This window comes from Pseudoalteromonas sp. Xi13 (assembly GCF_003952205.1).
GTDB classification, from domain to species: Bacteria; Pseudomonadota; Gammaproteobacteria; order Enterobacterales; family Alteromonadaceae; genus Pseudoalteromonas; species Pseudoalteromonas atlantica.
In genome coordinates this window covers 2,995,489-3,019,989 of sequence record NZ_CP034439.1, presented here as the reverse complement: position 1 = coordinate 3,019,989, position 24,501 = coordinate 2,995,489, and the positions used below count along the sequence as shown (strand labels likewise).

The following is a 24,501-nucleotide window of genomic DNA, read 5'->3' as shown; positions in this document are numbered from 1 at the left end:
TACAGTAATGTAACGGCTTTTCATTATGGCTTTATACGCTTCGGTAATACGAGAATAAGGCCTTATATCCCTTTAAAAGCTCTCTTATTAATCATCCGGCCCTTTTAAAGTAAACACTAAATGTTTACGCATATCTTTTAAAATCACGCCTTTTTTAAGCATTGCGGCGCTTAAACGCTTTTGCCATTTTAATAAATCAGGCTCTGCGGCTGCTAAAGCTTGTGCATTTTCGAACTGAAAACAAAGCAGTAGTGAACTTGGAAATAAGTGATATTCCACATCAAACCAGCACTGCACCATACCAGGGATTTCTTCGCGCCCTTGTACTTCTAGTTTATCGGCAACGTTAAGCACAAGTGCTTGTTGTTTTACTTGCACTGCAGAGAGTTTTTTCATTATTAAAATCCAAATTAGCGGCTAATACATACAGCCAGAATGCGGGCATTATACGCAAGCTTGTAGCTATGCAACAACCGTAGGTTGGTTTGAGCGAAGCGAAACCCAACGCATAGCCAATGTAATAGCCACAGCTAAAGTTAAATACAATGTTATTTATTGTAGGCGCTTAGCTTGCTAGTGCGTTGGCCGAAAGCGCAAACTATTTGGTTTAATATGAAGGGGGAGTTTGTTTTAGTTTTTTAAGCAAGTAAACCTAAGGGGTCAAGTAAACCTAAGGGGTCAAGTAAACCTAAGGGGTCAAATCTTGACTTCAGACATTAAAAATAGATAAATCAGAGTGGGTGTTATTATAAACCTAAGGGGTCAAATCTTGACTTCAGACATTAAAAATAGATAAATCAGAGTGGGTGTTATTATAATTGCAGCCAAAGGGGTCAAGTCTTGACTTTAGACATCAAGCAGCCAAAGAGGTCAAGTCTTGACTTTAGACATCAAGAGTCTAGATTTATAGTTTACTGCTTATTGAGTGAATTGCTATGTCTAGGCCGCTGCGAATAGAGTATGAGGATGCGTTTTACCATGAGATGAATCGTGGAAGAGGGCGTGAAAATACCTTTTTGAGCGATGGCGACTTTAGGCACTTTTACACTGCATTGAGCTTCATTACTGCGTTTAATTATTTAAAGGTTAACTACTATCACCTAAAAATAGAAATGCTCGGGGAAATTAGCTTCCCTTTGGCTCTATTTAGAAGCTAATAAAAACACAAAAGCCGTTACAGTAATGTAACGGCTTTTCATTATGGTTTTATACGCTTCGGTAATACAAGAATAAGGCCTTATATTCCTTTAAAACCCTCGCTTTAATCGTCAGGCCCTTTTAAGGTAAACACTAAATGTTTACGCATATCTTTTAAAATCACGCCTTTTTTAAGCATTGCGGCGCTTAAGCGCTTTTGCCATTTTAATAAATCAGGCTCTGCGGCTGCTAAAGCTTGTTCGTTTTCGAACTGAAAACAAAGCAGTAGTGAACTTGGAAATAAGTGATATTCCACATCAAACCAGCATTGCAACATACCAGGGATTTCTTCGCGCCCTTGTGCTTCTAGTTTATCGGCAACGTTAAGCACAAGTGCTTGTTGTTTTACTTGCACTGCAGAGAGTTTTTTCATTATTAAAATCCAAATTAGCGGTTAATACATACAGCCAGAATGCGGGCATTATACGCAAGCTTGTAGCTATGCAACAACCGTAGGTTGGTTTGTGCGAAGCGAAACCCAGCTCAAAACTAATTGAATTACTATTACCCCTACAAAAAATAACGATTTTCACACCGAAAATAAAAACGACGCTATTCTGCTAAAAGCTAAAAGCTAAAAGCTAAAAGCTAAAAGCTAAAAGCTAAAAGCTAAAAGCTAAAAGCTAAAAGCTAAAAGCTAAAAGCTAAAAGCTAAAAGCTAAAAGCTAAAAGCTAAAAGCTAAAAGCTAAAAGCTAAAAGCTAAAAGCTAAAAGCTAAAAGCTAAAAGCTAAAAGCTAAAAGCTAAAAGCTAAAAGCTAAAAGCTAAAAGCTAAAAGCTAAAAGCTAAAAGTGCTCACATAGTAAACACTTTCGCCCTATGCTTTAATATTAAAAAAGGGAGGACGTTATGCGTAAAAATCGATTTTTATTTAATAAACACTTTGCTGCAATGGCTGCGCTAGGGGCTTTAGCTGCGCCGTTACCTGTATTGAGTAACGAGCCTGGGGTATTAGTTGAGCAGCTTTGTGCTAGTTGCCATAGTTTAAACAACCTTGAGCGCAGTGCGGGTTATAGCCAAGCGGATTGGCAAACACTCATAAGCTATATGGTTGATACCGGCGAGGGTACTGCGCTTAGTAAAGATATTAGCGCGTATTTGGCCAAGCATTACCCTGTTAATAATAAGCGCGAGTCAACGGTGGTTAAAGGCGATTTAAAACTAAGCTTTAAATACTGGCAAGTGCCTACGCTTGGGCAACGCGCTCGCGACCCTGTGCAAGGTGAAAACGGGCTTATTTGGTGGGTTGGCCAGTGGGGCAATATTTTAGGTAGGTTAAACCCTAAAACCGGTGAAATGAAAGAGTACACTTTGCCAAGTGGTACGTATGCGCACAGTGTATCGCTTGATAAAAACCAAACCCCTTGGTTTTTAGGTAATAAAAATGGCACGGTTGGGTATTTAGATTTAAAAACCGAAAAATTTAAAGTGTATAAAATGCCTGATAAAAACGCCCGTGACCCGCATACAGGCGTGTTTGATGATGCAGGTATATTTTGGTTTACCCTGCAGCACAGCAACATGATTGGCAGGCTAAACCCTAAAAGCGGTGATATTAAGCTGGCTACTTTACCCACTAAAGGCTCGCGGCCTTATGGTATAAAGCTTGATTCTAGCGGGACGCCGTGGGTGTCGTGTAATGGCAGTAACTGTTTGGTTAAAGTTGATAAAAACACCATGGAGCTTAGCGAAATAAAACTCCCAGGTGCTAAAACACATACTAGGCGCCTTGCTATTACGCCTGATGATATGGTGTTTTATGTAAACTCTGGCATGGGTAAACTTGGTCGCTATAACCCCAAAAACGGTAAAATAACGTAGTGGGATAATCCCAGCGGCGAAAACAGCCACCCGTATGCCATTGAATATGCCGATAATGCTATTTGGTTTAATGAGTCGGCTAAGCGCCCCGAAACGCTGGTTAGGTTTGATTTAAAAACTCAAACCATGCAAAGCTGGCAAATTCCGAGTAAAGAAGGGGTTTACTCTGGCTTAATTAGGCACATGCGTATGGGCAATAACGGCTTAATTATTCATCAAACGGCTACTAATCAATTAGCCGAAATTACTTGGTCTAAGTAATTGAGTTGATTAACGCGTTATATAAAAGCGCTAAGCGTTAGTGTATTTATTTATGTGGTAGGAGTTTTTTACAACGGTTAGCAATATTTACTGTGTAAATGAAAGCAGTAGTTTGGGGTTGTTGTTTAACTTATTGATTAATAGCAATAATTTAAGTGGTTCAGGTTTTGCTTAGTAATGGCTGTATTTTTTAAATAAATAAAGGAGTTATTATGAGCACGGTTATTACTGGGTTATTTGAAAGCGCATCACAAGCAACACTGGCTATTTATAGATTAGAAGCATTAGGTATTAATGAAGCTGATATAAGCATTGTAGCCAATGACTCATACGCAAAGGAAGACTTTGCCTTAGACGAGGGAACCAAAGCGGCTGAAGGCGGCATAGTTGGTGCAGCGTCTGGTGGTATTATAGCTGCAATTGTTGGCGGTTTTACTGCCGTAGGTACCGTGGCAACCGGTGGTACAGGTTTATTAGTAGCAGGCCCATTAGTGGCTGCATTTGCAGCGGGCGGCGCTGGTGCTGCCGTTGGCGGAAGTTTAGGCGCTGCTATTGGGGCGTTTATTCCTGAGCACGAAGTTAAATTTTACGAAGACGCCATTGAAAAAGGCTCTATATTAATTGGTGTTAAGTACAACAGCGATAACAAAAGCGCGATTGAAGAAATACTTAAAAATGCAGGCGCGAGTAGTGTGTCTACCGCGTAAAGCTAATTAGTTTAAAGTAATAAAAAAGGTGAAACTTAGTTTCACCTTTTTTTATGCTTTTTTACGTTGCACTTTAGTGGCTATTGGCTTACTTAGATTTACGGTTGTCGAGCACATAATGTACGGCCATTCTTGCCACGCCTGCACCAATGCCTGATACCACTGCCCATGTAACGGCTTCTTTAAGATCTGTATGCTCGCTCGGCTTGTCTTTTGGGGCGGGCTCGTTGGTTACCTTTTCCCACGATTTTTGTAAACTTTTTCTGGTTAGCATGCCAGCTGATGCGGCGGCTAGGCCTATACCTAGTGTTTTAATTAGTTGCTTGTTACTCATAATTCCCTCGATTGTTTAATAGCGATAGGGTCATCTATAACCCGTTTAATAACACTAGTATGTTCAGCAATTAGTATACCGATAGCGCAGCAGGCGTGGTGAGCATGGTTTATTTTATCGTTTGCATAGGCGCGTATTTTGATTAAACGCGCTGTGCTATTGGCTTAGCGCGGTATTAGTAAATGCGCTATTAAGTGGTTAAGCTCCTTTTTTACCCGTTTTGAGCGGTACTTAGTATTAGACGGGTGGGCGTGTTAAGCCTGTAAAGTTGTCATTTCTTTTGTAAATTTGCACTAGTTTTTGTATAGCGTTTAAACAAAAACATGCAGTAAATTTTATGTATGTGTAGTGGTTAATTATCTAGCCTTGTTTATTTTATTTTTAATCAATGCGTTACGTTTAGCGCAGGTGAAATTTTTTGCCTACAGTGAGCTTGGTATAGAGATTGTACCTAATAACTGAGCAGTCGCGTTATTTACAAACCTGATACTACATGAGGAGATCACGATGAATTGTTTACACTTTGATTCAACCGCTAAAAAAAGCGTAACACGTATTTTTAAACCAGCTTGCGCCATATTATTTACCGCTGCAATGCTACAAAATAGCGCATTGGCGAATGTAGATGTTGATATGCATGCAGTAAGTAAGTCGGGGCAAGGTGAGCTACTTGGCACCGTTACACTGACAGAAAATGAGCACGGGGTGGTATTTACCCCTGCGCTTAAAGGCTTAACGCCTGGGCAGCATGGCTTTCATGTTCATCAATATGCTAGCTGCGAGCCAAAGCAAAAAAACGGTAAAGTTGTACCTGCCGGTGCTGCTGGTGGGCACTTTGATCCTAACAGCGCTAAACACCACGATGAACCGTGGAGTAATGGCCACTTAGGCGATTTACCTGCGTTATTTGTAAATGAGCGCGGCGAAGCTAAATCGCCTGTTTTAGCGCCAAGACTCAAGCTTGAGCAGCTTAAACAACACGCAGTGATGATCCACAAAGGGGGCGACAATTATGCCGACGAACCCAAGAAATTAGGTGGTGGCGGTAAACGTGTTGCGTGCGGCGTAATTAAGTAATACGGAGATTATTTATGCCTTATCAAAACACAAACGAGTTACCGGATTCGGTAAAAAGTAACTTACCTAAACATGCCCAAGAGATATATCAAGAAGCGTTTAATAGCGCGTGGGACACCTACGAGGACCCAAACGATAGAAAAAACGACGACGACCGCGAAACCACAGCGCATAAAGTGGCTTGGTCTGCGGTTAAAAATAGCTACAGTAAAAATGATAATGGAAATTGGGTTAAGTCGAATAATTAGTTACTGGTACAAGTAAAAAAACCAATGCATAAAAAAGCCGCTACAAAAGTTGTAGCGGCTTTTTTATAGCGCAATTAGGCTACTCGCTTTTGTGTTTGCGGCGTTTATAAAAGGCAAAACCACCCACTACACAGGCTAATATAACCGCCATAATAATAGTAAATGCCCACGGCCCAAAATTAGCAATGGCAGGAAGTGCAAGGGCAGTAACAATACCGCCGCCAACCACGGGCTCATAAAGTGGTTGTTTGTAACTAAAGGGGCGAATATGCTCGCTTGGGTTTGAGGTAGCCTGTTTTAGCATTAACAGCCCAGCCGCCGTAGTGCCCATAGATTGCCCAAGCTCGCCAATTCCTCTCACTTTCCAATCTTTTGGGAAAAACCACCCACCAAAGAAAAAGTAAATAGCTGCGCTATAGGCAACCCCCACTGCGCCTAAAATTAAAATACTTTGCCAATATTTAGCAAGTACCGATAAGTTAAGCGCACCCAGTGCGGCAATTATTAGTAAATCGAGGGAGAGGTTAGAAAGCAGATTTATTTGATAGTGACTAATTAAGTTACCCATGCCTGATTTATTAAGCACTATTTGCACCACTAAACCCACCATCATCGCAATGGGGAATAAAGGCATGTACTCAAGTATTTTTACCGATGAATCGGCAAAAAGGCTTTTTTCGGCTACTTGTAAGCCACTAAGAATAAGCCAAGCAACAATAACAACCGTGCCTAAAATAGCAAAGTGCAGACCAAATGGGCGGTCTTTTACCTCTACTTTTTCGTCGTGGCTAATTTCAAGTTCTTGGTCGCCCCCATCGGTGCGATTAGACATAATAGTCCCTAACACGATGGCGCTTATAAGGCCTATTGTTGCTATACCTAACCCCAAGTCCATACCTTTTGCAAAATCGATACTTTCAAAAGTGGATTGCAAGCCAGCTACGGTGCCATGCCCGCCCTGAAATCCCACCGCAATGAGTGCGCCGGCAACTTCGTTGGTATCAAATAAAGGGGCAAGTACTAATAATGCCGTGATCATACCCACCACATATTGGCCTATGGCAATGCTGTAGCCAAAGCTTAAATTGGGTAGGCTTTGATTTAGCGATTGTTTAATTGTAGGTATTTTTTTACCTAAAAATAAACCTGCAAACACCACTACAATTAAATACCCAGGTAACTCCTTCCATATGCTTGTGACCTTTTCATCTATCCAAAAATTAGTGCCTTGGAGCGACAAATTAATATACTCACCAAGTAATTGTGGCCCTAATAAAAGAGCTAATACGCCAGCAATTAACGATGAAGGCACAATTAAGCCCTTTAAAAATGTGTACTTAATTAAATTACCTAGCGTTAAAAAAAAGGCCAGTAGTAGTAACGACTTAAAAAATATAGCTATATCCATAACTGATTTAACCTATGTTTTATGCTCCTTTAAACTACTCACTAATAAAAAGAACTATACATGTTTGAGTGCTAAATACGCTAAGTAGCAATATATATTCCAGCGATTTTTAAATTTTAAGTGATTGATAATTCTATTTTAAATATTTAATGCTGAATTGAGTGCAACGGCTTTACAGAGTGTTTGTATAATTTTCAAACTAAAGTGTTAGGTAAATACACAGAGAGTGCGCTAAACACTCGTGTGAGTTTCGCTTAAATGTGCGTTACTATTTGGCAAAATTAAGTTTGTTTAAACCCATTGGGATTACGTTGAATTATTTAGCTCATCTTTACTTAGCAAAGCCTACAGCCGATTCACACTTTGGCAATTTATTAGGTGATTTTGGTGGACGCAGGCACGCAGAATACCTGCCCAATAGCGTTAAAAGCGCGCTAGAAAACCATTACTTAGTTGATAAATTTACCGACTCACACGCTTTAGTAAAAACCACTAAACAGTACTTTTCGCCCGAGCGAAAGCGCTTTGCAGGCGTAGCGATTGACGTGCTGTTTGATCACTTTTTAATTAGGCATTGGCAGCAATTTAACAAACACCCTTTAAATGATTTTAAACGCAGCAGCTACGCACTTTTAAATGAGCGCATAGCGGTTATGCCAGCGCGCATGCAGCGTGTTGTAACCAGCATGACTACAAACGATTGGTTTAAAGAATACGAAACTATAGAAGGGGTAGGGCTTGCGCTTGATAACATAGCCAAACGCATTCGTTTTACTAATAACTTTGCCGGTGCCGCTGAGGATATAGCGCAAAACTACCATGAGTTAGAAACGGTGTTTTTAGCATTTTTCCCTGAGTTAATTGAACATGTTAATGAACATGCCTTAGAAAGGGCGTATTAAAAACAATGCTTAAATGTGTTTAGTATTGAACGTGCATTATTACGTGCATTATTACGTGCATTATTACGTGTACTGCTAGTTTATTTTTGTTAAATTTCGCGGCTCTATTATTGCCATTTGTATAGCTTAAAGGATTAACTAAATATGGGTTTTTCTACGATTTTGGCCACGTTATTAGGCCAGCTTTGGTATTTTATACCGCTGTTTATTTGTATTGGGGTTTTTAAAACACCTTGGTTTAAAGGAGCGATGGGAGAGTGGCAAGTTAATGTGCTAATTAAACTGTTTTTAAATAAGGCAGATTACACGTTAATTAAAAATGTGACACTGCCTACTTTTGAAAACGGCATTGAAAATGGCACTACGCAAATTGATCATATTATTGTGTCTGAGTTTGGTGTTTGTGGTGGAAACTAAAAACATGAAAGGTTGGATTTTTGGTTCAGCGAATCAAAAAATGTGGACACAAAAAATTTTTAAACACTCATCAAAATTTCAAAACCCACTGCATCAAAACTACAAGCATTTAAAAACACTTGAGTCGTATTTAAACATAAACAGTCACGCATTATTTTCGGTTATTATTTTTATTGGCGACAGCACATTTAAAACTAAACTACCTGAAAATGTTAGATTTGTACGCGGCGGTATTGAGTACATTAAAAGTAAAACCGAGCGAGTACTTAGTGCTAATACTAAAAACGATATAGTAAATACAATTGAAAGCGGAAAATTAAAACCAAGTTTTAAAACAAATCGCCAACATGTAAGCCATGTAAAAACGATTATTGAACAAAAGCAGGCGCCAAAAAAAGAACGCTCAGAAACTCAGATATGCTCACGTTGCGGTGAGAAAATGGTACTACGTAAAGCAAAGAAAGGTACTAATATAGGAAATACGTTCTTTGGCTGTAGTGCATTCCCTAAATGTAGAAATAGTGTTGAGATTTAAAAGGAAGTAGATTTTATGCCTGATGTAACGGCACTGTTTTATATAGCTATTATGGCTTTTTATTTACTACACAAAAACGAAGAAGGCAAAATATTAGTCCCCGTTATTGGCTTTGCCGCAATCCCTCTTTTTAGTAACGATTACTGGCAATGGTTTCAGCTTAGTGCGGCACTGAGTGTTGTGGTTATAGTGATAGAAAAAGAGAAAGCAGGGTATACAGGCGGCGGTGCTGTTTCGGCATTTGCTGCATTTTTTATCGGCGCTTTATTAGTTAGTATTTTTATACACGCGACTTCGTCTGCGGTTACTAGTTTAAACTCTACAAGCTTTAATTTTAAACATCCACTAAGTTACGCGTGGCCTAGGGAGGTTGTAATTTTATATGAGTCTGCGTTTATAACTGCATTGCTTGGGATATTGTTTAACGTTCGTATGCTTTTAGCTTTTTATGGCGCATTAATTATTGCGTGTTTACTTGCTGTTTTACCTCACTTTTGTGGCTCTTTTTTATATGGCTTAGCACTAAGTGTAATTATTATTGTAGTTACTTTTGCCGTGGCATTTATTAAAAAGGCACAAGAAGAAGCACGCTTTATATTTGCTTATATTGGTGTAGGGTTAATACAAGTGAGTTGTTTGGTTAAGTACTTTAGCTAATTATTTTTGTTATTTGAACGACCGCTCAAGTTATGATTTAATTGTAGCTACTACTTTTAGGAGCGTTTTATGATCAAATTTTATTTTCACCATACACCTAACCCAATGAAGGTTGCTTTGTTTTTAGAAGAAACAGGCTTACCGTTTGAACTTATGCCACTTGATACTTTAAAAGGTGAGCAACATACGCCTGAGTTTAAAGCCATCAATCCTAACGCAAAAGCACCAGCCATTGTTGATGGTGAAACTCGTGTGTTTGATTCGAACGCTATATTAATGTACCTAAGCGAAAAACACGGTAAGTTAGCAGGTAAGCCAGAGAATCGCGCTGAAATGCTCTCATGGTTAATGTTTATTGCATCGGGCCTTGGGCCGTATTCGGGGCAAAGTGTACACTTTAGACATATGGCGCCTGAGGGGCTTGATTACGCCGTTAACCGTTACTTGCGTGAGGCGCAGCGCCATTACGAAGTGCTTGATGCACACCTTGAAGGTCGCGACTTTATAGTGGGCGATGAATACACTATTGCTGATGTATCTGCTTGGGGTTGGATTGATAAAGCGCCAGTAGTACTTGGTGAAGAAGGACTAGCACCATACCCTAATTTAAAACGTTGGTTTGAAAGCGTTGATAGCCGGCCAGCGGTTGCGCGTGCACGCAAAATTGGCACCGATGTCGCCTTTAAAAAAGAGTTTGATGAAGAAGCTAAACGTGCGTTTTTCCCATCTAACTACCCGAAGAGCTAACGCTTAAAAAGTAAAAAAGGGCAATTAATATTGCCCTTTTTTTATGCATATTAATTGCTTAGCTTTATTATAATGCCACTAAGCTTTGCGTGAGCATTGCTTTAATTTGTTTAACTATGTTGGCTTCTGTTTCGGGTTCAAATTGTTGAATACGCGGGGTATGGATATGCCCAGTAGGAATGCTCGAATTTAGCGCGTCACGCAGGCGAATACTACGATACGATATTTCGTTAGACAAATAACCACCCCCGCCGCCATTTACCGCAACACTGTTTTTAAGTGCGCCGTACGAGCCGGCTTTAAAGGTTTTATTAAGTGTAGTTACTTCGCGGTTGTCGATTACTTTATATGGGCCTTTGGCGTTTTGCATGGCGCTTACTGGTAGGCTAAATTTTACAAACTCATTACCAGGTAGTGGGCGGCCATTTAGCTTGGGTATAACAGGGCTTGTTTGCGTACCGCCGTAGACAATATTGGCGTTATCAGGCGCGGTTACGCTGCGGCGTTTACCAGGAAAGTGCTCTAAATCAAACTCGGTTCTGCCCATGCTAACCGTTACAACCATGTCGACGTTATTAAGTGCGTAGTAGGGGGCAAGGAGTGATTCTATTATACCTTGGTCAAAGTCTTCGTAGCGTACTGGTACCATAACTGTGTTAATTTCGGCGCTAACGCCATTGTAATTAATAACTTGGCCGTCGAGTAACAATGCGGCGACCCCAGATGGGTTACTTTGGTTGATATTTTTGTCGAGTAAAAAAGGGTCAAATCCGGTAAGTATAATTTTTTTATCACTACCTGATGAAAAAGCTAAATCGGTGCGGCCTCGGCTGCCTTCTTCAAGCATGCTTAGCAGCGTATTTATTTGCGCGTCAGATAGCTCAACGTTAGCTTCGGTTGTACGTATTACTTTGCTTGAAAGCAAGCGCGCCCAGTAAAGTGCTCGGTCGTCGTAATTGTTAGTTTTAATAATGCGTTGCTTAGCGCTTTCCCACAGCTCAAAACTATAGGTTTGAATGAGCTGCTTTGCCTCTTTAAAGTTATTGAGTGCTTTAAACTGTTGCTCAAAGGTGGTTACTTCTTTATTAAAGGCGTTTAACACAGTGGGCATTGCTGTTTGTGCTTTGCTGATGCGTTGTTCTTCAACGGTGAGTGGATTACTTAAAGCTGCGAATGAAGAGGCAATTAAGCTGGTTGCTAGTAATACTTTGATCATGATACTCCTAATTAAGCCGTTGTTATTTGAGTAACTTACTATCCTACTATTAAACAGTGAGGGCAATTATTTAAAGTTGAATTAACTGATATCTGGTACGGATGGAATGTTACATTATTACATTTTGATGAATTTAGCAAAGCGCCGCACTTCTAGCGGGTTATTTCCTTTACTATAGATTTAATAAAAAACACGGGAATAAAATAATGGTTTCTAGAAGAGAGTTTTTATTTAGTGCAGGCTCGCTTGCGTTTATCGGCTTATCGCGCAGCGCAATGGGTAACGTTGCTTTACCTGAAGTAACGACTAAGTTGCCAGCTTATGGCCCATTAATAGCCGACCCTCAGGCCTTATTAGATTTACCTAAAGGCTTTAGTTATCGGGTTATATCGGCACTTGGCGATAAAATGGATGATGGTTTAGACGTACCCGACCGTGCCGATGGCATGGGTTGTATTGCATTAGATAACGAACGCGTAGCCCTTATACGTAACCATGAGCTACAACCTAAACACATTAATAAAGCATCTGATTTAATTAGTAACCACAAAACCCCCTTAGCCTATGATTCATTTAAAAATGGTGTAGCTTTGCCTGGGGGCACTAGCCATATTATTTATAACTTAAAAGAGCAAAAACGCGAACAAGAGTATTTATCGCTGTGTGGCACAATAAGAAACTGCTCAGGCGGTGTAACGCCGTGGGGTAGTTGGCTAACCTGCGAAGAAACCGTTATGGATAAAAGCGATGGCTTGTCTCAATCTCACGGTTACATTTTTGAGGTACCAGCCAGCGCCAAAGGCTTAATTAAGCCTGAGCCATTATATGATATGGGCCGGTTTAATCATGAAGCCGCCGCAATAGACCCACAAACCGGTATTGTTTATTTAACTGAAGATAGAGGCGATAGTTTGTTTTATCGGTTTATTCCTCATCATCGCGATAAGTTAAATAAAGGCGGCATATTGCAAGCTATGGTAATTAAAAACCAGCCTCAGTTTGATAGCCGAAATTGGGATTCACCGGCCATGCCATTACACAGCGACCTTTTAGTTGAATGGATAACGCTCACAGATCCTAAAAGCCCAAATGATGACCTACGTAAGCAAGGTTATAAAAAAGGTGCAGCCTTATTCGCACGAGGAGAGGGAATACATTGGGGTAAAAATGAGCTTTATTTTTGCTGTACTAATGGGGGCAAAAAGCAGTTAGGTCAGGTAATGAAGTACACACCTTCAAAAAACGAAGGCACTGAGTTAGAGCAAAATGAGCCTGGTAAAATACAACTATTTGTAGAAAGTACAAACGAGTCGTTATACAACTTTGGTGATAATTTAACGGTAGCACCTAACGGGCATTTAATTGTATGTGAGGATCAATACACAGACACGGTGAATAACCATTTACGCGGGGTGACACCTAAAGGAGAGGTGTATAACTTTGCTAAATTGCATGCGCAAACAGAGCTTGCTGGGGCGTGTTTTTCACCTGACGGGCAAACCTTGTTTGTAAACGTATACATGCCAACTAAAACGTTGGCTATTACTGGTCCTTGGGATAGTTTTAAGCTTTAAAGTGGTAAAAAATACAAACGCTTAGTATAGGTATACTAAGCGTTTGTATTTTAACAATCCTTGTAGGTTTACCAAATCCGTTAGCAAGCTTTAATCATCCTTGGTGCATTTACTACATCCTTTATGTAATAAGCAACGAGTCCTTGTAGTTTGCACTTCATCCTGTACCTACTTTTGTAACGTGTCCTTGTATTTTTATTAGTCCTTTAACTCTTATTAACATTCCTTGTATGGCAAAGTGGGTAATAAATTAATGATTTAGTTTACCTGCAGACGATTCAATGTGTGCACGTACAAACCATTGAAACTGCTCTAAGTCACCTAGCTGGCTGGTGATCATATCCTCTGATACTGGGTCTAATTCAGACAGCGTGCCAATGGCTTTGCGGTGGTCGGCGTTTACGCCGCTGTATACTTTGTCTAATGCACCTAAATGCTCTACTACAAAGGCTTTACCTAATGAGTATTCTTCCCATGTGCGGCGATCTACAATAGACTTAGGTGTACCTTGTGGCGTACCGCCTAATGTAGCAATACGCTCTGCGATGGTGTCGGTCATTTCGCGAATAGCATCCACTTGTGGGTCTAACATTTCATGCACACCAATAAAGCTTGGGCCTACTACATTCCAGTGAATATGCTTTAAAGTAAGTTGTAAGTCTAAAAGTGCTACGAGTCGGTTATCGAGTGTTTCAATTGTTTTTTTTGCTGATTCGTTATCCATACCTGGGGCTGTAAATTCAATTGGGTGTTGTGAGTTACTCATAATGTCTCCCGTTGTGTAATTTGTTGTATGTAGCCATTGCTACCATTTAACTTGCAATACATGAAGCAAAGCCTATGCCTACCAAGCTTGTTTGTTTAAGTTGTTGATATTTAATGCTTTATTTTTAATTGGGTACGTAAGGTTAAAAAGGGAGAGACGTAGAATATGAATTTTATGCACTTATTTTTGTAAATTGTGCACAGTAGTAAAAAAGCTGTGGCTGTTTATCGATTGAGTTGAAATTTGTTTATGCTCAATAAGGCATAGTCTGTGTAATACAGCTAACTAAAGTACCTAGCCTTACAATTCATGCCGTTATTAAATTGCCTTTAAAAGCCCATCTTAATATTGCACGCGCTACAACCTCTAAATAAAACCCAGTAAATAAGCTATGCAAGGGTATACAAAATATAAAGGTGCTTATTTATTACCTGCGTAATGATTAATTCAGGTGTTTTATAAAGGGCTAACGCTGCTCTTTTAAAGCCGCGCTATTGGGCTTTACTGCTTAGATTTTAAAAATCAGCCTTTGTACTTATTTAATCTCTTTAGTTGGTGAATGCTCACTGATATACTCCCGCCGCATTTTAATTGGGGTTATGTAAATAAATCATGAATTTTTTAAAAACACTGTTTACAATATCTATACTGCTTTTGTCTCACTCAGCACTAGCAGAAAATTGGAGCGTCACACAGCTTCACACAAATTTTGGCGATGCCTTAAATCCCTTCACCGGGGAGTCGTCATTTACACGCACCTACACCATAGAGCATGCCTCAGAGCATGACTTAGGTGATAACTACTTTTTTATCGACTTTTTAAACGACAGCCTTAGTGATGGTTTTCAAGATACGGGTATATATGGCGAGTGGTACACAACGCTTAGCTTATCAAAAGCCTTTGATACCTCAGTGCGTTACGGTGCAATAAAAGACACAGGTTTAGTGTTTGGTATAAACGCCGGTGAAGAGGGGTTAATGAAATACACCCCAGGCATCAAGCTCAGCTGGGATGCCCCAGGCTTTGATTTTTTAACAACTACTTTTGCAGGTTACATTGATGCCAACGGCGGCGTGCAAAAAGATCAGCTAGCCAAGCAAGACAACAGTATTTTTATAGACCTTGCATGGGGTGCACCTTTTACACTAGCTAGCCAAGCATTTTATTTTACCGGCCACGTAGAATATATTTCTGGGCGTGATGACGAACTAGGCAATAAAGTTAATGAGTGGTTGCTTGCTCAACCCGCTGTGCATTGGGATGTAGGGCAAAACTTTAATTTAAACCCGCAACAGTTAATGGTAGGGGTGGAGTGGCGCTATTGGTACAACAAGTTAGGGACTAATAAAATAGAAAACCAGCCCTTTTTACATGCTATTTGGGTATTTTAAGCACAGCTTGCTTTGCTAGGTTGATAAAAAATAGCGCCTTTTGGCGCTATTTTTAGTCAGTGTGGTTGGAACTTTAAGTGGTTGGTTGTTACTCGTAACCGCGAGGTTTTTTGGTTTTAATAACTGCAATATAAGCATGCCAACTGGCGTAACTAAGCAAAGGCATAATTACAATAAAGCCCGTGGCGCCGGTAGCAAAACCAACAGCTACCAATACAAATATACAAATTGACCATACCACCATAGCGGCAAAGTTAGTTTTTACAGCGTTCATAGAGCTTATTACAGCGGTCATAATATCTACTCGGCGCTCCATCATTATTTGTGGAGCAAAAGCAGAAAGCGAAAATACAGTCACCAGTAATACCCCTCCTATTATGCTGCCTAACGTTAAAAACGCCGATAACTCTTCAAAGGTGGGATTGGCGTGGCTAGGATACAAAGCATGCACAAGTGCGGCTAAACGCATCCAAGCAATCATGATAACCATTAGCATTATTGCAAAGCCCCATTCGCCTACTGGGTTTCTAAACATCGACTTTATAGAGTGGCTAAGTGTGGGTTTATGGCCTTTTTCAAGCTCCCATGCTACATCGTAAAGGCCTGCCGCAAAGGCTGGGCCTATTAATGCAAACGCCACGGTTGCAGGCAGTATTACTAAATATGTACCTGTAAACATTGCCCAGTAAACAATAGCAACAGGAATAAGGGTAAATATTACCCCGTAAATAAGGCTCAATATGGGCGCACGGGTCATGTCTTTAAATGCCAGTGCTAGCCAGTGAAAAGCCGCAAATGTGTTTACCTTATTGCATTCAATGCAGCGGGCAAATTCAGAGTGTTTATTAATCGTATTTGTTGTTGGCATAACAACGCTCCTTAACAAGGTGTCTCTTAAAGGTTTAGAACACATTGGCTTTATTTACAAATTGAACAATATATACGCATTAAAAAATATTTCCGGTCAATTTATATACTGATTTGATTTTATAACTGTTATTGGTGATAAAAATGAAAGGTGAATACAGCGAATAGGTAAAAACTCGTAATTTAGTTAATGAAAAGTTAATATTAAGTGTTTAATATGCTTTTATATTTACAACCAGTCTAACAGGAACAATAAAATGGACGAGATAATAAATAATATTGATGTAAATCAGTATTTGCCGGCAGCAGTAATGTGGGCAACAAATATTCTAATGGCAATTGTTATATTACTAATAGGCTTATGGCTTGCGGGTAAAGTGCGTAATATGATTATTAGTTTATGCCATAAATACACTCACTTTGATGACACGCTGTTTCGCTTTTTAGGCAGTATGGCGCGCTATGTTATTTTAGCGTTTGTATTTATTGCCGTGTTAAACCGCTTTGGTGTGCAAACAGCTTCAATAATTGCGCTATTAGGTGCGGCAGGTTTAGCTATTGGGTTAGCGCTGCAAGGTGCTATGTCTAACTTAGCTGCAGGTGTAATGTTACTTATATTTAGACCTTACAAAGTAAACGACTTTATTGAAGCCGCAGGGCGCTTTGGTAAAGTGACCGAGGTTGATATGTTTACAACTATTTTGCAAACGTTCGATAATCAGCAAGTTATTATCCCAAATAGCCAAATTTGGGGAGCGCAAATTATTAATCATTCGCATCATCCTATTCGTGGCGTAGATATGCACTTTGGTGTGGCATACGATGAAAACACCGACGCTGTTCGCAAAGTTATTGATAGCGTGCTTGAGACTCATCCATACATACTAAAAGACCCAGCTCCTTTTGTTGAAGTAGAAACACTAAACAACAGCTCGGTAGACTTTTTAGTAAGACCTTTTTGTAAAGGCGAGCACTACTTCGAAATTTTATACACGGTGCCAGAGCTGATTAAAAAAGCCCTTGATGAAAACAATATCGAAATTCCATTCCCACATCGTAAAGTTATTTTAGTTAACGAGAATAAAGATTAAGGCTTAAGCCTAAGAGCACTTTATAAGTGCTCTTTTTTTGTCTGAAAAAGTTACATACCCGTGTAATTTTTTCTTTTATAAATTACCTCAAATACTACTTTTTTGTCTGTACAGCCCTTTTTTACTAGGTTGGATGGCTGGTCTTTATTTTGCATTTGCATAGTCGCTTTTAGTTTTAAAGCTCATAAAAACTATCGACCCATTAAATCAAATTGTATGAAGGACTAAACATGGCTGAATCATTTAAATACTCAGGCAATAAAGGGCATGGTGGCGAATTACATCAAAAGGCTTCTGATGAATACCCAACGATGACCACCGCGCAAGGGTGCCCTGTTAGCGACGATCAAAACTCATTACGTGCAGGCAAGCGCGGCCCAGGTTTATTAGAAGATCATGTAATGCGCGAAAAGCTGTTTCACTTTGATCACGAACGCATTCCAGAGCGTGTGGTACATGCCAGAGGCTACGGTGCTCATGGTTATTTTGAAACCTACGACACGCTTGAAGATTTAACCTGTGCTGATATTTTTCAGCGCAAAGGTGAAAAAACACCGGTATTTGCACGGTTCTCAACTGTGGCAGGGAATAAAGGGTCTCCCGATTTAGCACGTGATGTTCGCGGGTTTGCTGTTAAATTTTACACCCAAGAAGGAAACTGGGATTTAGTGGGTAACAACATACCTGTATTTTTTATTCAGGATGCGATGAAGTTTCCTGATTTAATTCACTCAGCTAAGGCTGAACCAGACCGTGGTTTTCCACAAGCGCAAACCGCGCACGATAACTTTTGGGACTTTGTAAGTTTATCGCCTGAGTCAATTCATATGATTATGTGGGCCATGTCAGATAGAGCCATACCACGCTCTTTACGCTTTATGGAAGGCTTTGGTGTTCATACCTTTAAATTTATTAATGCAAATGGCGATGAAAAATTTGTTAAGTTTCATTGGAAACCAAAAGCAGGTATGCAGTCAGTAGTGTGGAACGAAGCACTTAAACTTAATGGTGCAGACCCTGATTTTCATCGCAGAGATATGTGGGAATCTATTGGTAAAGGCGACTTCCCAGAGTGGGAGCTGGGTGTACAAGTGTTTGATCAGCAATTTGCTGATGAATTTGAATTTGATGTTTTTGATGCCACCAAGCTTATACCTGAAGAGCAAGTACCAGTAAAAATTGTGGGCCGCATGGTGCTTGACCGTGTAGTTGATAACTTTTTTGCCGAAACAGAGCAAGTGGCTTTTTGTACACAAAACATTGTACCTGGGCTTGATTTTACACCCGACCCATTACTACAAGGGCGTAACTTTTCGTATTTAGATACTCAAACCAAACGCTTAGGCGGTCCTAACTTTACGCACATTCCGGTTAATGCGCCTAAATGCCCAATGCGTCATTTTCAACAAGATGGCCACATGGCAATGCATAACCCTAAAGGGCGTGCTAACTACGAGCCAAACTCGTGGAGCGGCGATGAGCATAACCCCCGCGAATGCCCAGTGCATGGCTTTAAAAGCTCAAGCGAGCCAGAAGTAAGCGGTGGAGATAAGCTGCGTTATCGCTCAGAAACATTTAGCGATCACTACAGCCAAGCGCGCCAATTTTACTTAAGCCAAACAGAAGTAGAGCAAGCGCACATTCAATATGCGTTTGTATTTGAGCTTTCAAAAGTAGAGCATGTGCCGATTCGTGAGCGTGTGGTTTCGCACTTATTAAATGTAGATAACACATTAGCGCAAGAAGTTGCAAAAGGCCTGCGCCTGCAAGATATGCCAGAGCCGGCTGAAGCTGCTATGCCAACGCGTAACGATTTACCTGTATCAGATGCGCTAAGCATTTTAAAAAATGCGCCAGATACCTTTAAAGGTCGTAAGTTAGGTATTTTAGTGAGCGATGGCTTTGATGCTGATATTTTTAATTCGGTTACAAATGCCTTAGACGCTGAAGGTGCTAACTACGAAATTGTGGCCGCACAAGTAGGTGGTGCATGTTGTAGTAAAGGTAAGCATGTAGCAGCGGATCAAGTAATTAATGGCGGCCCTTCGGTGCTTTACGATGCGGTGATGGTACTTGCAACGCAAGAGGGCGCTAAGAAGCTTGCTGGTATCCCTGAGGCAAAAGACTTTGTGAGCGATGCGTTCGCGCACATGAAATACATAGGCTACACAAAAGATGCCATGGCATTATTTGAAGCCGCAGGGCTTGATGGTAAAGCCGACGATGGTTGGATAGATTTAAACATGCACCCTGCAGATAAATTTATTGAAACATTGCGCAATTTAAGATTTTGGCAGCGTTAGAACAAAACGCTTTAGCAAATAAAAACCACACCCTGTAAAGGGTGTGGTTTTTTTATCGCTAACTGGTTATGGTATTAACTCTTAAACAGTAACTAATTGGATTTATTATGAAGCTTAAAGGCGCTTGTCACTGTGGCAAAGTAACGTTTAGTGTGAGCTCTAAACACCCTTATCCTTATAACTTATGTTACTGCTCTATTTGTCGTAAAACGGCCGGCAGTGGCGGGTTTGTTATAAACTTGAACGCACAATACAGCACGCTTGAGGTTACAGGGCGTGAACATATTACTGTTTATCATGCCAAAGTGGGTGATAAAACCAGCCCCGCTGAGCGCCATTTTTGTAAGCACTGCAGCAGTAACTTGTGGTTATATGATTCGCGATGGTCTGAGCAAGTTCATCCCTTTGCTGGGGCAATAGACAGCGAATTACCCATACCGCCAGAGCGCACCCACTTAATGCTTGCCAGTAAGGCCAATTGGGTCACCCCGCATATCCAAAAGAATGATAAACAATTTGATGAATACCCCGATGAAAGCATTGCAGCGTGGCACCAACGCTTAAACTTAGAGCAATAATACGCTGGCTAAAGTGCGCTGCATCGTACTTAAAAGGGCATAACTCCCAGTTAACTGGGTAAAATTTTAATGATTAACAGTGCACTGTGAGGCGTTACTTTGTGTACAGTAATGAAAGTCGGTGTAATAGTGAGATTGCGCAGGCTTTTTATTATATAAAATGTAGTCGTGCATTAGCTTGGTGCTCAAGCGGCCCATTTCAAAAGGGTTTTGCCCTATGTTAGCCGAAGAGAGGCCCCTGCTTAACACATTGAGCTGTATTTCTTCTGTATCGGCAGAAACAATAATAATGTCTTTATCGGCAATACGTTGCTTAAAAGGCGCTAAGGCATTTACGTAATGAGGGTTAAATTGTGCAAACCCCGCCACAGCTAAAAAAATGGGTGGGTTGTCCATTTTTAATAAATGCATTAACTGCTTTAGTGACTCTTCGCGCTTACCTAAACTAAATAAGGGGCAGCGACTATGTTCGCGCCAGCCGTTTTTACCTGATAGGTGCGCTGTCGCTTGATCAGACAGCGCGTACCTAACCCCAGCAATACGCTTGTTTAAATTAGGGGTTGTATGGTGCCCCGACTGCATGCAAAGCGTATTATTTACTTTGTTGGTCAGTTTTTTTACTTGCTCGCCTAGGGCAACGCCAAAGTCGAAGTTGTTACTGCCAACGTAGGCTAGGCGGTACTGTTGGTGTTTTTCAAGCAGATCAGAATCAAACGTTATAACAGGAATGTTTTTACTTTTAAGCGCCATTAATGAACGAGTGACCAAATGCTGAGAGTCGGTTGTTGCTACAATTAACCCATCTATTTTTTGGTCAACTAACCTATTAATGACCATAGATTGGCTACGAATATCTTGAAAGTCTTTTGGTCCATCGTACTTGCATTCTATTTCAGGGTGCTCATTACTAAAGTGCAAACAGCCTTTAAAGGCTTGCTGATAAAAAGAGTCGTTTTTTGTTTTACCTACAATGGCAATCACAACTTTAGCCACGCTTTGGTGGGCAAATAAAGCACACCAGCTTAAAACTAAATACTTCAGAACTTTATACTTTCTAGCGGCTAGGCTAATTTTAGCTAACATTATAAAAGTCCTAAGCAAATAAAAGTAAGATATATATTACAGCTAGTATAGTTATTGACCACAAATTGGCTAATTTAATTATAGTGACTTAAATGAGTTAACACGTTGAAAGAAGTGTTTTTAACCTATAGGCTAAATACATACACCCATAAAAAATAATGGAGAGCGTTATGACTGTTTCAGCAATTCCCAAAGGGTTTAGTTCGGTAACACCGTACTTAATTATAGAAGGTGCTCAGCAAGCTATTTGTTTTTATCGTGATGCATTTAATGCGCAGTTAGTAATGCAAATGCCGCTGCCAGAGGGCGGTATAGCCCATGCTGAAATTATAATTGGCGACTCCCACATTATGATTTCGGACTCATGCCCGGACGAGTCATTTAAAAGCCCCAATGCACTTGGTGGCACACCGGTAAGTTTAATGCTTTACGTAGAAGATGTAGACAGCGTATTTAAAAAGGCAATTGAACTTGGCGCTACAGAAGTACGCCCAGTGCACGACCAGTTTTACGGTGATAGAGCCGGCACCCTACAAGACCCATTCGGGCATATTTGGACTATAGGCACCCATAAAGAAGATTTAAGTGAGCAAGAAATTAACCAACGAATGGCCGACTTAATGTCAAAAGAGCAAGATGCTTAGCGCAACTTGCTCTTTTGAGATTAGATTATCTTAACAATTAAATTTGTGTATCTATTAAAGTTCTAATTTCACTTAGTGTTGTTTCTTTCACTATTTTACCGTTTTCAAAAACAACTTCTAATAGGCCTTTAGCTTCTTCTTGCTCGGTTACGTCATCAAATAAGGTTAGTTCGCCATTTACTCTGTCTATTTTTAAGAGCCCTTTAGCCGATTTTTTCTTTGAGTCAGTTTTTGGGTCTTTAAAAATAGCTAAACGTTCACCTGCTTTAACTACACTCGTTGCTTTTACAGCCGAGCCATGTGTGTCACGTGTTACGTATTGGTAGCTGTATGAGCCAATACCAAGTACGACTTTTGAAGCAAAGCCTTTATCCATTAAGCGCTGTAAAATTTGGCGTTGGCGAGTTAGTGTTATTGCGTCACCATATATAGCACCAATATGATCATCAAGCAGTTTATAGCCTTTAGCTGTTATTGTGCCGCCAAATGTATCCCATAGGCACTCTATAAGCCCTTTAACTTCACATTCCATCAGCTCAATAGTGTTGCTATCTTCAAATCCATAATATTGACCATTAAAGCGATACGCTTCATACCCTTTATTAACAACGTCAGCTTCAGCTTCTTTTTGTGTTTCAAATAACTCCTTGTAATCAGATACTGGTGAAACTTTGTAACCTGTTAATACTTTAACAGGGTCGCCAGAATCGGGGCGTATAACTAAGGTGCCATCGCGCGCCATTATTTCGCTTTTTAACTGAGGCAAGTAGTCAGTAACAAGTGTCCAAAAGTCCCATGTGTCAGACACAACACTTAAAATCCCTTTTGGTGATTGCTCTTTCATTAAGTACTTAAAAAACTCTATTTCACCTTCCATAATCCATGAACAGGTAACCGAATGTTCAGTTGCATCTACAGAGCAGCCAACTAGCTCGTTATCTACATTTGCTCCGTAATATTTTTCTGCAAATAAAACAGCGGGTATGGTATCTGTACCTACCAGTCCTGATGCTAAATGGCCAAAGCCACTCATTGCCGCAGCGTGTTTGCCAAACATACCTCTAAAGCTAAAGTCATGGCCTTGAAAGGGAACAAACTCCATAGGCGTCCCTGTTTTTTGTGCAAACTCTTTGAATACTTTTAAATATGCAACAGAGGTTGTAGTGCTGGTTTGTATTGGCCAGTTTTCGCAGCTCAATACAGTTTCAATCATATTTGTTAGCCATTGAAAGCCAGCTTTAGTGTTTACTATCGTCATAGGCGGAACTAAATAAGGGACTAATGTTCCCTCTGGTAACGCTTTAATTTTTAATGGTAAGTAACCTAAATCATGTAAATCTTCTAAATACTTTACATCAACTGTATAGCCAAGCATTGAGCTCATTATACGTTTATGGTTAGCAACGGCAGTTGCTTTATCTAGTTTAAAAAACTCATTCCATTCTTCTAAAAGATAACTTTTAATAAAGTATTGAAGACCAACAAACGCAACTCTATCGTTATTTTCTATGTTGCTAAGTTTTCCGCTTCTTGATGTAAAGTTTGCATATACTTCACTTACATCAGGGTGATAAGCACGGCTATGAAATTCTTTATAAACATCTTTTTGCATACTTGCAGCTGTAATAGTCATGGTGTTTTCCTTACATCTCAATTATTTGTAAACTAATGGTGTTACTATTTTTAAACTCATTAGCCGGTTTAAACGAATCAGTTGTATAAATGTGCTCGATTAGGCCTTCAAAAACATCAAGCCCCTTTGAAAAAATACCGTGAGTTATAAAAAGAGAAACTTCAGCAGCACCATTGCTTTTTAGTACCTTCGCAAGTTCAATAAACGTTCTGCCGCCATCACAAATGTCATCAGCAATAAGTACGTTTTTACCTTTAACATTACCAATAATTTCTGTTTTTATTATTTCGCCTGTTTTTAAGTTTCTTACTTTTTGAGCTTGAATAACTTCAGGCACGCCATTGAACTTTTCTGAAATTTTAATGGTTTTTTTGCTTGCTCCCGCATCTGGAGAGATAAGCGTTAGTTCGCCTTTTGCTAAACGTTGGCTAAGTTCTTCACAGCGGCCAAGTAACGAAATTTGCTCAACATTAGTTACTCTATTAATTAAAGCTGGGGATACATCGCTATGCGCATCCCAAATAGTTACTTTTGAAAATTGTAAGCTATTAATAAAATTTGCCATAACTGCAGCGCCTAGCGCTTCCCCTTCAACGCACACTCGGTCTTGGCGTGCATAGGGAAAATAAGGAATAACGAGTTCGATAGGTGTGCTTTCATTTGTTAATCTTTTTAACGCATCAACAGCAATCATTAATCTAACCATTTTTGAAGAATTGGTTAATCGTTCAAAAATCTCTATTTTGATAGAGTCTGAAAAATTAGCAGTGTTGAATCTGACATGCTCTTCACCACCTGAAAAAGTAAAGTGATCATAATCAACTAACGATTTACTTCCTGTTGAGTTATAGCTAAATATTTTCATTTTTTGTCCTTTTAATGTTTGTGTCCTAGCGACACAATTAAATTATCAAATGTACCTATAGTAATCAAGCTGTTTTTTAAACTAAATCACTGAACTAATAATATGTCTGTAATTTTAAGGTAGGTTGATATTGAAATGCGTTTAATTTATTGTGTCACTAAGACCTTAACTTGATGTGA

The 24,501-nt window shown here is 39.9% G+C and carries 26 protein-coding genes; 16 read left to right on the top strand and 10 right to left on the bottom strand.

The features are described 5' to 3' along the window. Positions 1–87 precede the first annotated feature (87 nt). On the bottom strand, positions 88–396 hold the full coding sequence (locus EJ103_RS13545; RefSeq protein WP_126008149.1) for a hypothetical protein: 309 nt from the start codon (positions 394–396) through the stop codon (positions 88–90). Positions 397–1,261: 865 nt separating this feature from the next. Continuing rightward, positions 1,262–1,570 (bottom strand): hypothetical protein, encoded by a 309-nt coding sequence (locus EJ103_RS13535; RefSeq protein WP_004587588.1) that lies wholly within the window; start codon positions 1,568–1,570, stop codon positions 1,262–1,264. Positions 1,571–2,045: 475 nt separating this feature from the next. Here EJ103_RS13535 and EJ103_RS13530 point away from each other — a divergent pair, with 475 nt between their 5' ends. The 3 genes from EJ103_RS13530 to EJ103_RS13525 all read left to right on the top strand — a co-directional run bounded on the left by EJ103_RS13530 (position 2,046) and on the right by EJ103_RS13525 (position 3,985). Beyond that, positions 2,046–3,017 (top strand): cytochrome C, encoded by a 972-nt coding sequence (locus EJ103_RS13530; RefSeq protein ID WP_241232276.1) that lies wholly within the window; start codon positions 2,046–2,048, stop codon positions 3,015–3,017. 126 nt (positions 3,018–3,143) lie between these two features. Further along, positions 3,144–3,278: a hypothetical protein gene (locus tag EJ103_RS20345; RefSeq protein WP_277600526.1), complete on the top strand. Its 135-nt coding sequence runs from the start codon at positions 3,144–3,146 to the stop codon at positions 3,276–3,278. Between the two features lie 212 nt (positions 3,279–3,490). Beyond that, positions 3,491–3,985 carry a hypothetical protein gene (locus tag EJ103_RS13525; protein ID WP_054982822.1) on the top strand — a complete coding sequence of 165 codons (495 nt, stop codon included), beginning with the start codon at positions 3,491–3,493 and terminating at the stop codon, positions 3,983–3,985. Between the two features lie 88 nt (positions 3,986–4,073). On the opposite strand, the gene EJ103_RS13520 is transcribed toward EJ103_RS13525, so the two are convergent. Beyond that, positions 4,074–4,319, bottom strand: coding sequence for a DUF4235 domain-containing protein (locus EJ103_RS13520; RefSeq protein ID WP_126008146.1), 246 nt, complete (start codon positions 4,317–4,319; stop codon positions 4,074–4,076). A 507-nt stretch (positions 4,320–4,826) separates the two neighbouring features. Here EJ103_RS13520 and sodC point away from each other — a divergent pair. Together sodC and EJ103_RS13510 are read left to right on the top strand one after the other, a co-directional pair. Further along, on the top strand, positions 4,827–5,396 hold the full coding sequence (sodC, locus tag EJ103_RS13515; RefSeq protein WP_096740151.1) for a superoxide dismutase family protein: 570 nt from the start codon (positions 4,827–4,829) through the stop codon (positions 5,394–5,396). 14 nt (positions 5,397–5,410) lie between these two features. Continuing rightward, positions 5,411–5,644, top strand: a complete 234-nt coding sequence (locus EJ103_RS13510; protein WP_126008144.1) for a ChaB family protein — start codon at positions 5,411–5,413, stop codon at positions 5,642–5,644. Between the two features lie 79 nt (positions 5,645–5,723). Here the strand turns inward: EJ103_RS13510 and EJ103_RS13505 are convergent, their stop codons facing one another. Beyond that, on the bottom strand, positions 5,724–7,052 hold the full coding sequence (locus tag EJ103_RS13505; protein ID WP_126008142.1) for a sodium:glutamate symporter: 1,329 nt from the start codon (positions 7,050–7,052) through the stop codon (positions 5,724–5,726). A gap of 311 nt (positions 7,053–7,363) precedes the next feature. Here EJ103_RS13505 and EJ103_RS13500 point away from each other — a divergent pair, with 311 nt between their 5' ends. From EJ103_RS13500 to EJ103_RS13485, 5 genes are all read left to right on the top strand, one after another. Next, positions 7,364–7,954 carry an ACP phosphodiesterase gene (locus EJ103_RS13500; protein WP_126008140.1) on the top strand — a complete coding sequence of 197 codons (591 nt, stop codon included), beginning with the start codon at positions 7,364–7,366 and terminating at the stop codon, positions 7,952–7,954. A 144-nt stretch (positions 7,955–8,098) separates the two neighbouring features. After that, positions 8,099–8,371 (top strand): nuclease-related domain-containing protein, encoded by a 273-nt coding sequence (locus EJ103_RS20380; RefSeq protein WP_346773398.1) that lies wholly within the window; start codon positions 8,099–8,101, stop codon positions 8,369–8,371. Between the two features lie 4 nt (positions 8,372–8,375). Further along, the gene (locus tag EJ103_RS13495; RefSeq protein ID WP_346773397.1) at positions 8,376–8,906 is read left to right on the top strand and encodes a topoisomerase DNA-binding C4 zinc finger domain-containing protein; all 531 of its coding nucleotides are present in this window, start codon (positions 8,376–8,378) and stop codon (positions 8,904–8,906) included. Positions 8,907–8,921: 15 nt separating this feature from the next. Further along, the gene (locus EJ103_RS13490; RefSeq protein WP_126008139.1) at positions 8,922–9,563 is read left to right on the top strand and encodes a hypothetical protein; all 642 of its coding nucleotides are present in this window, start codon (positions 8,922–8,924) and stop codon (positions 9,561–9,563) included. Positions 9,564–9,632: 69 nt separating this feature from the next. After that, positions 9,633–10,310, top strand: a complete 678-nt coding sequence (locus EJ103_RS13485; RefSeq protein ID WP_126008137.1) for a glutathione S-transferase family protein — start codon at positions 9,633–9,635, stop codon at positions 10,308–10,310. A 67-nt stretch (positions 10,311–10,377) separates the two neighbouring features. Here EJ103_RS13485 and EJ103_RS13480 read toward each other — a convergent pair whose 3' ends face one another. Next, complete coding sequence (locus EJ103_RS13480; RefSeq protein WP_121637930.1) at positions 10,378–11,526, bottom strand: hypothetical protein; 1,149 nt, start codon at positions 11,524–11,526, stop codon at positions 10,378–10,380. Between the two features lie 206 nt (positions 11,527–11,732). On the opposite strand from EJ103_RS13480, the gene EJ103_RS13475 reads away from it, so the two are divergent. After that, entirely contained in the window at positions 11,733–13,100 is a 1,368-nt protein-coding gene (locus tag EJ103_RS13475) for an alkaline phosphatase PhoX (RefSeq protein ID WP_126008135.1), read from the top strand. Between the two features lie 250 nt (positions 13,101–13,350). Here EJ103_RS13475 and dps read toward each other — a convergent pair whose 3' ends face one another. After that, a complete protein-coding gene (gene dps / locus EJ103_RS13470; RefSeq protein ID WP_004587573.1) occupies positions 13,351–13,866 on the bottom strand; it encodes a DNA starvation/stationary phase protection protein Dps in 516 nt (171 codons plus the stop codon). Between the two features lie 612 nt (positions 13,867–14,478). On the opposite strand from dps, the gene EJ103_RS13465 reads away from it, so the two are divergent. After that, positions 14,479–15,258, top strand: a complete 780-nt coding sequence (locus tag EJ103_RS13465; RefSeq protein WP_126008133.1) for a nucleoside-binding protein — start codon at positions 14,479–14,481, stop codon at positions 15,256–15,258. Positions 15,259–15,346: 88 nt separating this feature from the next. On the opposite strand, the gene EJ103_RS13460 is transcribed toward EJ103_RS13465, so the two are convergent. Then, positions 15,347–16,126, bottom strand: a complete 780-nt coding sequence (locus tag EJ103_RS13460; RefSeq protein ID WP_126008131.1) for a DUF2189 domain-containing protein — start codon at positions 16,124–16,126, stop codon at positions 15,347–15,349. A 256-nt stretch (positions 16,127–16,382) separates the two neighbouring features. On the opposite strand from EJ103_RS13460, the gene EJ103_RS13455 reads away from it, so the two are divergent. From EJ103_RS13455 to EJ103_RS13445, 3 genes are all read left to right on the top strand, one after another. Beyond that, the gene (locus EJ103_RS13455; RefSeq protein ID WP_126008130.1) at positions 16,383–17,216 is read left to right on the top strand and encodes a mechanosensitive ion channel domain-containing protein; all 834 of its coding nucleotides are present in this window, start codon (positions 16,383–16,385) and stop codon (positions 17,214–17,216) included. 230 nt (positions 17,217–17,446) lie between these two features. Next, entirely contained in the window at positions 17,447–19,519 is a 2,073-nt protein-coding gene (locus tag EJ103_RS13450) for a catalase (protein WP_126008128.1), read from the top strand. 107 nt (positions 19,520–19,626) lie between these two features. Next, positions 19,627–20,097: a GFA family protein gene (locus tag EJ103_RS13445; RefSeq protein WP_126008126.1), complete on the top strand. Its 471-nt coding sequence runs from the start codon at positions 19,627–19,629 to the stop codon at positions 20,095–20,097. A gap of 66 nt (positions 20,098–20,163) precedes the next feature. Here the strand turns inward: EJ103_RS13445 and EJ103_RS13440 are convergent, their stop codons facing one another. Continuing rightward, positions 20,164–21,180, bottom strand: a complete 1,017-nt coding sequence (locus EJ103_RS13440) for a substrate-binding domain-containing protein (protein ID WP_126008124.1) — start codon at positions 21,178–21,180, stop codon at positions 20,164–20,166. 170 nt (positions 21,181–21,350) lie between these two features. On the opposite strand from EJ103_RS13440, the gene EJ103_RS13435 reads away from it, so the two are divergent. Next, entirely contained in the window at positions 21,351–21,824 is a 474-nt protein-coding gene (locus tag EJ103_RS13435) for a VOC family protein (RefSeq protein WP_004588872.1), read from the top strand. A gap of 37 nt (positions 21,825–21,861) precedes the next feature. Here the strand turns inward: EJ103_RS13435 and EJ103_RS13430 are convergent, their stop codons facing one another. Beyond that, the gene (locus EJ103_RS13430) at positions 21,862–23,457 is read right to left on the bottom strand and encodes a nicotinate phosphoribosyltransferase (RefSeq protein WP_126008122.1); all 1,596 of its coding nucleotides are present in this window, start codon (positions 23,455–23,457) and stop codon (positions 21,862–21,864) included. A gap of 10 nt (positions 23,458–23,467) precedes the next feature. Next, positions 23,468–24,322, bottom strand: a complete 855-nt coding sequence (prs, locus tag EJ103_RS13425) for a ribose-phosphate diphosphokinase (RefSeq protein WP_126008120.1) — start codon at positions 24,320–24,322, stop codon at positions 23,468–23,470. Between the last annotated feature and the right edge of the window lie 179 nt (positions 24,323–24,501).

Bases quoted from the DNA above. Each gene is read 5' to 3' on its own strand.
- EJ103_RS13435 (WP_004588872.1), top strand. From the start codon at position 21,351: ATGACTGTTTCAGCAATTCCCAAAGGGTTTAGTTCGGTAACACCGTAC.
- EJ103_RS13490 (WP_126008139.1), top strand. From the start codon at position 8,922: ATGCCTGATGTAACGGCACTGTTTTATATAGCTATTATGGCTTTTTAT.
- EJ103_RS13545 (WP_126008149.1), bottom strand. From the start codon at position 396: ATGAAAAAACTCTCTGCAGTGCAAGTAAAACAACAAGCACTTGTGCTT.
- EJ103_RS13450 (WP_126008128.1), top strand. From the start codon at position 17,447: ATGGCTGAATCATTTAAATACTCAGGCAATAAAGGGCATGGTGGCGAA.
- prs (WP_126008120.1), bottom strand. From the start codon at position 24,322: ATGAAAATATTTAGCTATAACTCAACAGGAAGTAAATCGTTAGTTGAT.
- EJ103_RS13505 (WP_126008142.1), bottom strand. From the start codon at position 7,052: ATGGATATAGCTATATTTTTTAAGTCGTTACTACTACTGGCCTTTTTT.
- EJ103_RS20380 (WP_346773398.1), top strand. From the start codon at position 8,099: ATGGGTTTTTCTACGATTTTGGCCACGTTATTAGGCCAGCTTTGGTAT.
- EJ103_RS13460 (WP_126008131.1), bottom strand. From the start codon at position 16,126: ATGCCAACAACAAATACGATTAATAAACACTCTGAATTTGCCCGCTGC.
- EJ103_RS13485 (WP_126008137.1), top strand. From the start codon at position 9,633: ATGATCAAATTTTATTTTCACCATACACCTAACCCAATGAAGGTTGCT.
- EJ103_RS13535 (WP_004587588.1), bottom strand. From the start codon at position 1,570: ATGAAAAAACTCTCTGCAGTGCAAGTAAAACAACAAGCACTTGTGCTT.
- EJ103_RS13440 (WP_126008124.1), bottom strand. From the start codon at position 21,180: ATGTTAGCTAAAATTAGCCTAGCCGCTAGAAAGTATAAAGTTCTGAAG.
- EJ103_RS13530 (WP_241232276.1), top strand. From the start codon at position 2,046: ATGCGTAAAAATCGATTTTTATTTAATAAACACTTTGCTGCAATGGCT.
- EJ103_RS13480 (WP_121637930.1), bottom strand. From the start codon at position 11,526: ATGATCAAAGTATTACTAGCAACCAGCTTAATTGCCTCTTCATTCGCA.
- EJ103_RS13510 (WP_126008144.1), top strand. From the start codon at position 5,411: ATGCCTTATCAAAACACAAACGAGTTACCGGATTCGGTAAAAAGTAAC.
- EJ103_RS13465 (WP_126008133.1), top strand. From the start codon at position 14,479: ATGAATTTTTTAAAAACACTGTTTACAATATCTATACTGCTTTTGTCT.
- EJ103_RS13525 (WP_054982822.1), top strand. From the start codon at position 3,491: ATGAGCACGGTTATTACTGGGTTATTTGAAAGCGCATCACAAGCAACA.
- dps (WP_004587573.1), bottom strand. From the start codon at position 13,866: ATGAGTAACTCACAACACCCAATTGAATTTACAGCCCCAGGTATGGAT.
- EJ103_RS13495 (WP_346773397.1), top strand. From the start codon at position 8,376: ATGAAAGGTTGGATTTTTGGTTCAGCGAATCAAAAAATGTGGACACAA.
- EJ103_RS13520 (WP_126008146.1), bottom strand. From the start codon at position 4,319: ATGAGTAACAAGCAACTAATTAAAACACTAGGTATAGGCCTAGCCGCC.
- EJ103_RS13445 (WP_126008126.1), top strand. From the start codon at position 19,627: ATGAAGCTTAAAGGCGCTTGTCACTGTGGCAAAGTAACGTTTAGTGTG.
- EJ103_RS13430 (WP_126008122.1), bottom strand. From the start codon at position 23,457: ATGACTATTACAGCTGCAAGTATGCAAAAAGATGTTTATAAAGAATTT.
- EJ103_RS13475 (WP_126008135.1), top strand. From the start codon at position 11,733: ATGGTTTCTAGAAGAGAGTTTTTATTTAGTGCAGGCTCGCTTGCGTTT.
- EJ103_RS20345 (WP_277600526.1), top strand. From the start codon at position 3,144: ATGCAAAGCTGGCAAATTCCGAGTAAAGAAGGGGTTTACTCTGGCTTA.
- sodC (WP_096740151.1), top strand. From the start codon at position 4,827: ATGAATTGTTTACACTTTGATTCAACCGCTAAAAAAAGCGTAACACGT.
- EJ103_RS13455 (WP_126008130.1), top strand. From the start codon at position 16,383: ATGGACGAGATAATAAATAATATTGATGTAAATCAGTATTTGCCGGCA.